The sequence below is a fragment of the Shewanella hanedai genome (assembly GCF_007197645.1).
Taxonomy (GTDB): Bacteria; Pseudomonadota; Gammaproteobacteria; order Enterobacterales; family Shewanellaceae; genus Shewanella; species Shewanella hanedai.
Genome location: NZ_VKGK01000017.1, coordinates 82,969 through 94,675, shown reverse-complemented (window position 1 = coordinate 94,675; position 11,707 = coordinate 82,969). Strand labels below are relative to the sequence as shown.

Below are 11,707 nucleotides of genomic sequence, written 5' to 3'. Positions count from 1 at the left end.
ATGGCAAGAGCGAGTAAAGTATTAAAAATTCCAGCTTTTCTCCGTGTAGCGCAGCGCTCTGTGACCTCCGTGGTGAATTTCTTTTAATTCAGAAAGTCGGCTAGAAATAGCCTTCCATTTTTTTCTTTTCCATCGAGCCTGACGAATCATGGTCGATGACCCGTCCTTGACGCTCAGATGTTTTGGTTAAAAGCATTTCTTGAATGATCTCAGGCAACGTGGCGGCTTCAGATTCAACAGCGCCTGTTAGTGGGTAACAACCCAAGGTGCGGAAACGTACGCTTTTCATCATAGGTACTTCACCTTCGTGTAACGGCAGGCGCGCATCATCAACCATGATTAGCGCACCGTCACGTTCGACTACTGGGCGCTCTTTCGCTAAGTAAAGCGGTACAATCTCGATACCTTCAAGGTAGATATATTGCCAAATATCAAGCTCAGTCCAGTTTGGCAATGGGAATACGCGAATGCTTTCGCCTTTGTTGACCTTGCCGTTGTATGTATTCCACAGCTCAGGACGCTGAACTTTTGGGTCCCAACGGTGATTTTTGTCACGGAATGAATACACGCGTTCTTTAGCACGTGATTTTTCTTCATCACGGCGAGCACCACCAAATGCAGCATCGAATTGATGTTTGTTTAATGCTTGCTTAAGCCCTTCTGTTTTCATTACGTCTGTGTATTTTGCACTGCCGTGATCGAAAGGATTGATATTCGCTGCAATGCCTTGTTCATTTTTATGCACGATTAAATCCATACCGTATTTTTTAACGGCTTGGTCACGGAACTCAATCATCTCTTTAAATTTGAAGGTGGTATCAACGTGCATTAATGGAAATGGGGGTTTAGCTGGGTAAAACGATTTCATGCATAAGTGCAGCATTACTGCTGAGTCTTTCCCCACTGAATATAGCATTACTGGGTTATCAAACTCAGCGGCCACTTCACGCATAATATGAATGGACTCAGCTTCAAGTTGTTTCAAATGGGTCATACGCGCTTGGGAAATATCCATAATACTCTTCAATAAATTAAATTTTAAAAATGTGAGCTAGGAACGGCTCATCTCGATTACACGATTAAGACCAGAAAAAATTACATAGCACGGGGCTACTACTGACAGAACTATTCACCACAGCGATAACGAAGAAAGATAAAGGTCTGTGACACCATAGCTACCGCACGGTTTTATCAAATGACAAAACCGCAATTAACTACCTACTTACCTGCCTAAAAAAGCGATTCACCACGGAGAACACGGAGGACCACGGAGTAAAGCAAGTACAAAACCTTATCTCCAAAAACTCCAGCTCTTCTCCGTGTAGCGCAGCGCTCCGTGTCCTCCGTGGTGAGAAGCCCTTGTCTTGTCACTCGCTGAGCGAGTTTCTAAACTACCAAATATGTCCATATACAAGTGCCAGTTCGACATCCTGTCTCTCGTTCGTGGTCTCTTCACTTTGTGGTCTTCACTTTTGAAGCGGCACCATAGCTACCGCACGGTTTTATCAAATGATAAATCCGCTAAACACGCTGCCAATGATCTACTGCCCCTTTCAAGAGGACGACTTACTGCTATCTCTTAAAGCTTCTTACTGCTTTCTGCTATTACTTAGTGCTTGTGCTATTTCTTAAAACTTATGGCTTACCGCTTAAAACTCAGCCCTAGCCACTTCTTGCTGCGAATCTTGCTCTGTGCTTTGCTTGGCATCTTCTATTGCTAGATGGCTGTGAAGTGCTGCTTTGAACTCTTCGCCTAATTTGCCGCACTTCATGCCGTACTCAACGTTGGCCATCATGTAGCCGAGTTTAGAACCGCAATCATGTGACTTACCTTTGATGTGATACGCCTCGATGGTTTCGATTTCGCGTAGCTTATGCAGCGCATCAGTCAGTTGAATTTCGTCGCCAGCGCCTGGGGTGGTGATTTGTAATAGATCCCAGATTTTCTCGGATAATACATAACGGCCAGTAATAGCCAGGTTGCTTGGTGCTTGGTCCAGCTCAGGTTTTTCAACCATGTCACAGATCACGGCGCTTTGACCGGGCAGCATGGTGCGTTGCTTTTTGTTGGCTATCGCATTAAAACCGGCATCAAGACCCGCATCGCGCTCTGCATCTAGTTCCACTTCAAGATCTACATTACTGCTCACATCGACGACGCCATACTGGTTTACTTTTTCATGGGGGATTGACTCCACCATGATTTGGCTATGACCTGTATGCTCAAAACGATTGATCATTTCGGCCAGATTGTCGCTGCTGTGATTGCTTAAGTATTTGTCGATGATCACATCAGGTAATAACACCGCAAAGGGTTGTTCACCGACGATTGAGCGCGCCGTTAGAATGGCGTGGCCTAATCCCAGTGGCGCAGATTGTCGCAGGGAAATAACCGTCACGCCTTTTGGAATAATTGCGCGTATTTCACTTAACAGGCTGCGTTTTACTCGCGCTTCTAAGGTGGCTTCTAGCTCAAAGCTGGTGTCGAAATGGTTTTCAATTGCGTTTTTACTGCTGTGAGTCACTAAAATTATTTCTTTAATGCCAGCCGCAACGGCTTCGTTTACTACGTACTGAATAAGTGGTTTATCAACGATAGGCAACATCTCTTTGGGGATAGCTTTGGTAGCAGGTAACATGCGTGTACCTAGCCCCGCAACAGGAAACACTGCTTTAGTTACTTTACGTGTCATATTATTCTAGATCCTTAATTTAGTCATAGATAAAACTAATGATACATATGTTAGGTTAAATAACAAAAGACACGCTAACTACTGATTTTAAACAATAAAAAATACAACAAATCATGTATAGTTCAACCGCACTCAGCATTAAATATTTTTAACATTAGATTTTTTACGGAAATATACACATGTGTAGCAACCGAATCAACTTTTTTATATCCAGAATGTGATCTGAACCTACTTTGGTTGAAAAATAGTAATTACGTTAATAAAAACAGCTTGCTAGTGTTTTTTAGTTTGCTTTATACTCAACTGAGTACTCAGCTTAATTTCGTTGTGTGTCTTTTCACCAATTATCATCGTCTAATAATGTTTGTCGTTCACCATTTCAGGACAGGGAGTGATTTGAAATATTTTATTGTGCTGTTCTGCATACTGCTTTTACTTATTCCTTTCACTGTTTCTTGTTTTTTAGAGGAACATTTTACAGCGGATTTTTATCAGAAATTTAGCGCAGTGTATGGCAAAGAAGCTGAAGTTCGAGCCAAAAACTGGGAGACTTTTCTTGTCGAAAATAGCGGTAACGATGACTGGAATAAAATTAATAAAATCAATGACTTTATTAATAAGAGTGTGATTTACGAAACGGATTTATCACTCTGGGACAAAGAAGACTATTGGGCCTCTCCAGCTGAAACGCTAGGACGAGGACGAGGAGACTGTGAAGACTTCGCCATTGCTAAATATTTCAGCCTCCTTGCCCTTGGTATACCCGAGGGAAAACTGCGATTGATGTATGTAAGGCAACTGCAGATAGATGAGCCACACATGGTGCTGATTTATTTTGAAAATAAGAAAGCGATCCCCTTGGTACTCGATAATTTTAACCCACGTATTCTTCCTGCTAACAAACGCCCAGATTTAAAGCCAATTTATAGCTTTAACGGTTCAGGCTTGTGGATGTCGAAAGCCAAAGGGTTAGGTAAAAAGGTTAAAAACAGCAGTGGTGTTTCAGCTTGGACTAAGTTGTTACAACGCATTGAGCAGGTCGAAATGAATGTGCCAGCAAGTAAAAAGGATAGGTAGGTAGATGAGTCACACGAACACACAGGCTGGTTTAAGTTTAAAAGCACAACTCTATGCGTTAGTGGTTGGTATTGCGATCGTCTCGTTTATTGGCAGTAGCTGGATAAACATTAATACCACCCGCAATTATTTAAACGAGCAGATGGAAATTCACGCTCAAGATACGGCGACCAGTTTAGGGTTGTCGATCACCCCTTATTTGGATGGTAATAGCAGTAACGCTGTCATCATCGAAACCATGATCGCGGCGATTTTTGACTCTGGCTATTACGAAACAATTATATTGCATGACGTTGACGAAGACGTGGTGCATCAGCGTGCAAACCCAGTGTCCGTTGATGGTGTACCCGATTGGTTTATTGATACTTTTTCATTAAATTCACCACTCGCGGTTACAGAGCTTAACAACGGTTGGAACATGGCTGGTACTTTAAGTGTTAAAAGTCACCCTGGGTATTCTTATTTCAAGCTATGGAAACACGGGATCAATAATTTTTTATCATCGTTCATTATTTGCCTTTTATCCTTGTTTATTGCACACCTCATTTTAAGAGCCGTGTTAAGACCATTAGCGCAAGTTGAACAACAAGCAGTGTCTGTGGGACGCAAACAGTTTTCTTTGATTGATAAATTGCCCATGACACGTGAGTTGCGCACTGTTATTACTGCGATGAATACCATGGTCACCAATATTCAAATATCGTTTATGCAGATGAGTCAGCACGCTGACAAGCTCAACAAAGACTTGTATGTCGACCCCTTAACCCAATTAGGTAACCGTCGTGCGTTTGAGAGTCAATTTAAAGCTGACTTAGTGGAAATGGAACCAAAAGACCTTGCCACGTTCGGTATGATTCAGTTGCCCTCTTTGAAAACCATCAATATTGAGCAAGGCTATAAGTCTGGCGATGCCTATATTTGTTTGGTAGCACAAGCTATTAATGAAAAACTCGGAATACTTAGCAGCTTTAAGCTTTTCCGTGGGGCTGGCGGTACTTTTTTATTCACCACTCAAGATGCTGCCAACAATATCATGCCCTTGTGTGAGTCACTTCATTATCGTTTCTCGGCATTAAACTCGACGGCTTATCCTCAAGGATTTGGTGAGATTATTGCCACTTCTTATACTAAGAAAGACGATCTGAGTTCGTTATTGTCAAAACTGGATACTTTGTTAACCCAAGAAAGTTCAACAGGCAAAGATGGGGTGATTTACTCCGATATCGAGGTTAAATCCACTCATGGCTTACGTCAGTGGTCCAGCATGATTGATGACATCGCTACGTCTGATAACGTCAAGTTTATGTTTCAACCCGTCAAATCTTGTGAAAATAATGAAGTCTTGTATTTCGAGTTGTTTCCTCAGTTTGTCTTTAATCAGGAAAGTATCGCGAATAATCAGCTATATGCGATGGCAGAACGTTTAAATAAATCAACAACACTCGATAAAAAGACGCTCAAAGAGCTCGCTAAGCTAAGCAGTTTTGCATCTGGTGTAACGGTGGCGATTAACTTAACGCATCAATCCCTACATGATGTTGATTTTAGACAATGGTTATCACAGTTCCATCATGATAACCAAGAAACCTTACCTAACATTGTATTTGAAGTGAGTGAAAGCGCGATACTTGCATCAGTTGAATCTAGCATTGACTTTATTCACTTTATTAAACATTTGGGTTGTCAGATTTGTATTGAGCATTTTGGTTCAAACTTTACCTCTTTTAAGTATCTTAAAGGCTTGGATATTGATTATTTGAAAATCGATGGTGCTTTTATTCGCGACTTAGATAAGCACCCCGAAAATCGCTACTTTATTCAGGCTGTGACTCAAATTGGACATAGCGTGGGTATTAAAGTGTTATCACCCCATGTTAAATACGCCGAAAGTTTGGCTATTTTAAACGAACTGCATTGCGATGGCGTGCAGGGAGATTATATCCAACAAACGATGCATTTATTTGAACGTGAAAAGGAAAATAACAATTTTTTTTCACCCAGTGCATTATCTTTAAATGATTAACCAACTAATAAAAGAGATATTTTTATATGAAGAAAGTAACCCTCGCAAGTCTTTTACTTGCGACCATTGCAGCGGCTCCAGCCATTGCTGATAACACGGCTATTGCTACTGGAATGAACCCAGAAGCACAAGCAATTGAAGGTAGCAGCCTTGTTGATAACGTAATGGCTTCGGTTGCTGCAAACCCAGAGATGGCTGCAAACTTAATTGCTGCTGCAGTTGCTGCTAATCCTGATATGGCCGCAAGTCTAGTGACTGCTGCTGTTGCGACATTTGGTGCCGATAGCGAAACGACTGCAGACATTTTAGCTGCTGCCATTACCGCTACTCCTGCTGATTCTACAGCGACTTCTAGCATTATTGCTGCTGCAGTCGATGCTGGCGTTGATCCTGATACTGTCACAGTGATAGCCATTGCTAGCGGCGTTGATGCAACAACCGCATCTTTAGCCACTGCAGCTGGTACGCCTACTACAGGTGTTACAGCTCCAACAGCGGCTCCTGCAGCTCCTGGTAATAATGCTGGTTCTGGTAACAACAACTCAGGTGGCGGCGGTGGTGGCGGCGGAATTTCTGGCGGCCAATAAGCCTCACATTCTAGCTATCTAGGTTAAAGAAAAAATAGAAAGGGCTTAGTCCTTTCTATTTTTTATGACTGTCTTTGTTCATTTTTATTTATATGCTTGTGAAGTTTCTATGCCTATTCGTTCTCGCTTTTCTTCATTCATTTTTTATTCCCTATGCGCCATTGTTTTTTATGCCCCTATTCCGTTAGGCGCGAATCGCATTTGGGCCAGTTCGAGTATCGAATTCTTCGTCTTTATGGTATTTGCAGTACATTTAATTTTTACATTTAGACACAACGACACGCCCTTCCCACCCCGATTTTGTTGGCCTGTTATCATCCCTCTTGTCGTTACCACACTTTGGCTAGTGTTACAGATGACACCAGGTCTTGGCCCTCTGTTTTCACGACCACTCGATACCTTGTCACTTGACCCTTCGTTAACGCACATTATGTTTTTGAAGACACTGGCATTAACTCTGTTTGCCTCGATGGTGTTTTACTATGTGAGTGATAGTCATCGGCTGTATCGTTTTGCACTCATCATTGTGATCACTGGCTTGTTTCAGGGAATTTATGCAGCTTGGTTAAACCTTAATGTTGGCATGAGTAGCCCAGTGTTTGATGTGGCTTATACCGATAGAGCCATGGGTACGTTTATGTACCAAAACCAACTGGCTAATTTTTTGGCGCTAACGCTATCTATCGGTATCGGGGTGTTAATTAGTCAGTTATCACTTAATGGTTCTGGTGATAAGTTTTGGCATAAAGCCCGTGGCATTGCACAAATGATTTTAAGCCCGAAGATGGTGATCCGTCTGAGTTTGATCATTATGATCATCGCCCTTATTCTAACGCGATCACGCATGGGTAACTCTGCCTTTTTTATCGCACTTGCATCTGTGAGTGTGTTTGCGTTTTTCTTTTATCATCGAAAGCCAAAACACTTACGACTCTTGATTGTCAGCTTTTTTGTACTTGATTTGATTTTAATTGGTGCGATTTTTGGGGTCGAAAAAGTCAAGCAACGTTTGATGGAAACAAGTTTAGCGTCGGAAACCCGTGATGAAGTGGTGAGAGACTCACTGCCCATTATTGCTGAGTTCCCTCTATTTGGATCCGGTGGCGGCAGTTATTATTCGACCTTCCCGTCGTATCATCCGTTGCCCTATTCTGGCTTTTATGATCATGCCCATAATGACTATATTCAATTTGCTGTAGAGCTTGGATTACCGATAACCTTACTGCTTGGTAGCATGATTTTATATTGTTTGTGGCTCAGTCTGCACACCATGGTAAAAAGGCGCACACCGCTTTACCAAGGTGTATCATTTGGTTGCGCGATAGCCATGGTACATATGTTACTTCATTCGACAGTGGATTTTTCGCTGCAATCACCTGCTATCGCACTGTTGTTTATTAGTATTTTAAGCTTGAGCGTATTAGCGGCAAGGCTCATTAGGCCCAAAGAGAGGATTGGTTAATTTTCGACATATTGAATTCTAGTAAGGTATAATTAGTTTCGTTGACGTTATCCATGCAAGTTTATTCAAGAGGTTTTTAGTGCGATCAGAATTACATCGGTCATCCGTTACAACTCCAGCATCAATCGTCAACCTTGCCATTTTAATCCCCATGCTAGCAGCCATTGTCGCGATTACGCCTTTGGCTATCGATATGTATCTGCCGGCGATGGCCACCCTAGCCAGCAGTTTTCATTCTGACATCACGACTGTGCAACAATCCTTGAGTCTCTACCTTGCTGGTTATGCGCTGGGAATGCTGAGTTTTGGTCCTATCGCAGACAGAATTGGTCGACGCCCGATGGTGATACTCGGGTTAACTGGTTTTATGTTTGTCAGCTTAGCTTTAGCCTTCGTCACCAGTATTGAACTTTTTTTGGCATTACGATTTGCACAAGCCTTTATCGGCGCTGCTGCCACTGTGGTTGTACCTGGGTATATTAAAGAAGTCTACGGGGACAATACTGCTAAAGGTATGTCTTACGTCAGTTTAATCATGATGCTGGCACCGCTAATCGCCCCAAGTTTAGGCAGCCTTATCTTAGAGTTTGGTGAGTGGCACCTGATCTTCTTCATCTTAGCCACCTATGCCTGTTTACTACTGACTTTGGTTATCTGGAAGTTAAAGATGCCAAGCGATAGTGATAAAAGTAGCCGCAGTCAAAAATCATTCTTCGGGGCTTATGCGGTAATATTTACCAAGCCTGGTACTAAATTGCATATCGCCAGTGGCGTACTGACCTCTTTTGCTTTTTTCTGTTATTTAACCGCCTCCCCCTTTGTTTATATGGAGGTCTTTGGCTTAGATAAGTCCTTATTCGCCATTCTCTTTAGTATCAACGTGGGGGCACTCATGCTGGCCAATGTGATCAATAGCCGAATAGTAGTGCGCTATGGGTCTAGGTTAATGCTAAAAGTCTCAACCTTAATGGCCATAATTGCAGGCACTGCACTTTTACTGGTTAACGTATTTGAGCTCAGTTTTCACTACACCGTATTGATGTTGATCCCTTTCATGGGCTTTTTAGGAATAATGTCAGTCAACGCAGATGCTATCGTGTTAATGAAATTTAAAAAAGAGACGGGGACGGCAACGGCAGTTATTGGCACGCTACGTTTTGGCTGTGGCGCAATGGCAGGTCCTTTGCTCGCAGTATTTTATACGGGTACAGCAGTTCCCTTTTCAGCCTTGATGTTAAGTGCTGTTGTTTTAGTCGGATGTTGTCAATTTTTTGCAGCTAATGGTGTTAATACAGACATTCAATAACCTCACTTTTGAGCGTTATTTGTACGGAGAAACATTCAAATAACCCCTTTAAGCGGATTATTTTTCATTTAATGGCTTTTTTTACATAAAAGGCTTGAAATATGTGCTCTTTTTTATATGATGAAATTCTGTTCATTTGAGACAGATGTCACACCTTACAGGGTGGATATGACTTTCACACCAAAAGTCATTTGGCATTTCGAGAGTAAGGATCACCGTCCAAACTCAATATATTTAAGCGATTACCGTCGCTGTATCTAGATACTGCATACCGTAGCGGTAACTTATGAGGGTTTACAAATGGAGAAGTTATCAGGCGCCAGTATGATCGTCCGTTCACTTATTGACGAAGGCGTAAAACATATATTCGGCTATCCAGGCGGATCCGTGTTAGATATCTATGATGCCCTACACGAAAAGTCAAAAATTGAACATATCTTAGTACGCCACGAACAAGCTGCCGTGCATATGGCCGATGGTTACGCTCGTGCTACTGGCGAAGTTGGGGTTGTTCTTGTCACCTCAGGTCCAGGCGCGACAAATACCATTACAGGTATCGCAACCGCTTATATGGACTCTATTCCACTGGTCATTGTCTCCGGTCAAGTACCCAGTAATTTAATCGGTAATGATGCATTCCAAGAATGCGATATGATAGGTATTTCACGTCCAGTCGTGAAGCACAGTTTCCTCGTCACCGATGCAAGAGACATTCCTGAAATAATCAAAAAAGCCTTCTTTATTGCTGCCAGTGGTAGACCTGGTCCAGTAGTTGTCGATGTCCCGAAAGATTGTATGGATCCTGCGATACTGTTTGATTATGAGTATCCAAAAGAGATCAGCATGCGATCTTACAATCCAACAACATCGGGCCATAAAGGGCAGATCCGCCGTGGTTTACACGCACTATTAGCCGCCAAGAAGCCCGTACTTTATGTGGGTGGTGGTGCCGTTATTTCCGAGTGTGATAAGCAAATTTTAGCGCTTGCTGAAAAGCTCAACATTCCAGTTGTCAGCACGTTAATGGGTTTAGGTGCCTTCCCTGGCAGTCACAAAAATAGCTTAGGCATGCTAGGAATGCATGGCTGTTATGAAGCCAATATGGCGATGCATAACTGCGACTTGATTTTCGGTATTGGTGTACGCTTCGATGACAGAACCACCAATAATGTCGAGAAATATTGCCCTAATGCAACGATCTTACATATCGATATCGACCCATCTTCAATTTCAAAAACGATTCAGGTCGACATCCCCATTGTGGGTTCGGCGGATAATATCCTCGATGAGATGTTATCCCAATTAGACGCTACTGAAGACAAAAACCAAGATGTAGCAGCCATCGATAGTTGGTGGAGTGATATCAATCACTGGCGCGCTAAAAAAAGTTTAGCCTACGACAAAACAACCGATAAGATTAAGCCACAAGAGGTCATTGAAGCCTTACATAAGCTCACTAATGGTGATGCATATGTGGCATCAGATGTGGGTCAACACCAAATGTTTGCTGCGCTTTATTATCCATTTGATAAGCCACGTCGTTGGATCAACTCTGGCGGTTTGGGGACAATGGGCTTTGGCCTTCCAGCGGCAATGGGCGTCAAACTTGCTATGCCTGATGAAACCGTGCTTTGTGTTACTGGTGATGGTTCAATTCAGATGAACATCCAGGAACTATCAACTGCATTACAATATGATATTCCCGTAAAAATCATCAATCTTAACAACCGCTTTCTAGGTATGGTAAAGCAGTGGCAAGACATGATCTACTCAGGCCGTCACTCACACTCTTATATGGATTCTGTACCCAACTTTGCCAAGATTGCTGAAGCTTATGGCCATGTTGGCATCACCATTAGCGACCCCGCTAAACTTGAATCTGAACTCGAAAGAGCGCTATCAATGAAAGATAAATTGGTATTTGTCGACATCAATGTCGATCAGACTGAACACGTTTACCCTATGCTTATTCGCGGTGGTGCGATGAACGAAATGTGGCTGAGCAAAAAGGAGAAAAGCTAATGCGTCGTATTCTATCGGTATTACTTGAAAACCAACCAGGCGCACTATCTCGTGTTGTTGGCCTGTTTTCGCAGCGCGGTTATAACATTGAAACCTTAACCGTTGCACCAACAGATGATCCGACGTTATCTCGCCTCAATATCACCCTGTTTGCGGATGAAAATGTACTCGAGCAGATTGAAAAACAGCTACATAAATTGATCGATATTTTGAAAGTGGCCAATATTACAGAGTCTGAACATGTCGAACGAGAACTGGCACTGGTGAAAGTAAAAGCCAAAGGCAATGTTCGTGAAGAGATTAAACGTACGGCTGATATTTTCCGCGCTCAAATTGTCGATATTACAGCTGAGCTATACACAGTACAGCTCACGGGGCCCAGCGCTAAGCTAGATGCCTTTATTTGTGCCGTTGGTGAAATCACTAAGGTCATTGAAGTTTCTCGCTCTGGTGTGGTTGGCCTTAGCCGTGGTGAGAAATCCATGCGAGCTTAAGAAGGACAAATCCTCTCTATCGGTGGGATAAACATATTTCTAT

9 protein-coding genes are annotated in these 11,707 nt (G+C 42.5%); 7 read left to right on the top strand and 2 right to left on the bottom strand.

The annotated features are described in order from the left end of the window. Nucleotides 1–100: 100 nt before the first annotated feature. Together cysD and FN961_RS14565 are read right to left on the bottom strand one after the other, a co-directional pair. Nucleotides 101–1,015, bottom strand: a complete 915-nt coding sequence (gene cysD / locus FN961_RS14570; protein ID WP_144040909.1) for a sulfate adenylyltransferase subunit CysD — start codon at nt 1,013–1,015, stop codon at nt 101–103. Nucleotides 1,016–1,649: 634 nt separating this feature from the next. After that, complete coding sequence (locus FN961_RS14565; protein ID WP_144040908.1) at nt 1,650–2,693, bottom strand: UTP--glucose-1-phosphate uridylyltransferase; 1,044 nt, start codon at nt 2,691–2,693, stop codon at nt 1,650–1,652. Nucleotides 2,694–3,089: 396 nt separating this feature from the next. Here FN961_RS14565 and FN961_RS14560 point away from each other — a divergent pair, with 396 nt between their 5' ends. The 7 genes from FN961_RS14560 to ilvN all read left to right on the top strand — a co-directional run bounded on the left by FN961_RS14560 (nt 3,090) and on the right by ilvN (nt 11,664). Next, on the top strand, nt 3,090–3,770 hold the full coding sequence (locus FN961_RS14560; RefSeq protein WP_229814775.1) for a transglutaminase-like cysteine peptidase: 681 nt from the start codon (nt 3,090–3,092) through the stop codon (nt 3,768–3,770). Nucleotides 3,771–3,774: 4 nt separating this feature from the next. Next, the gene (locus FN961_RS14555; RefSeq protein ID WP_144040906.1) at nt 3,775–5,793 is read left to right on the top strand and encodes a bifunctional diguanylate cyclase/phosphodiesterase; all 2,019 of its coding nucleotides are present in this window, start codon (nt 3,775–3,777) and stop codon (nt 5,791–5,793) included. A 26-nt stretch (nt 5,794–5,819) separates the two neighbouring features. Further along, nucleotides 5,820–6,380 (top strand): hypothetical protein, encoded by a 561-nt coding sequence (locus FN961_RS14550; protein WP_144040905.1) that lies wholly within the window; start codon nt 5,820–5,822, stop codon nt 6,378–6,380. A gap of 109 nt (nt 6,381–6,489) precedes the next feature. After that, nucleotides 6,490–7,842, top strand: coding sequence for an O-antigen ligase family protein (locus tag FN961_RS14545; protein WP_144040904.1), 1,353 nt, complete (start codon nt 6,490–6,492; stop codon nt 7,840–7,842). A gap of 79 nt (nt 7,843–7,921) precedes the next feature. Continuing rightward, a complete protein-coding gene (locus tag FN961_RS14540; protein ID WP_144040903.1) occupies nt 7,922–9,148 on the top strand; it encodes a multidrug effflux MFS transporter in 1,227 nt (408 codons plus the stop codon). 300 nt (nt 9,149–9,448) lie between these two features. Beyond that, the gene (locus FN961_RS14535) at nt 9,449–11,170 is read left to right on the top strand and encodes an acetolactate synthase 3 large subunit (protein ID WP_144040902.1); all 1,722 of its coding nucleotides are present in this window, start codon (nt 9,449–9,451) and stop codon (nt 11,168–11,170) included. Further along, nucleotides 11,170–11,664 carry an acetolactate synthase small subunit gene (gene ilvN, locus FN961_RS14530; RefSeq protein ID WP_144040901.1) on the top strand — a complete coding sequence of 165 codons (495 nt, stop codon included), beginning with the start codon at nt 11,170–11,172 and terminating at the stop codon, nt 11,662–11,664. Before FN961_RS14535 ends, ilvN begins: the two co-directional genes overlap by 1 nt. The last annotated feature ends 43 nt before the right edge of the window (nt 11,665–11,707 follow it).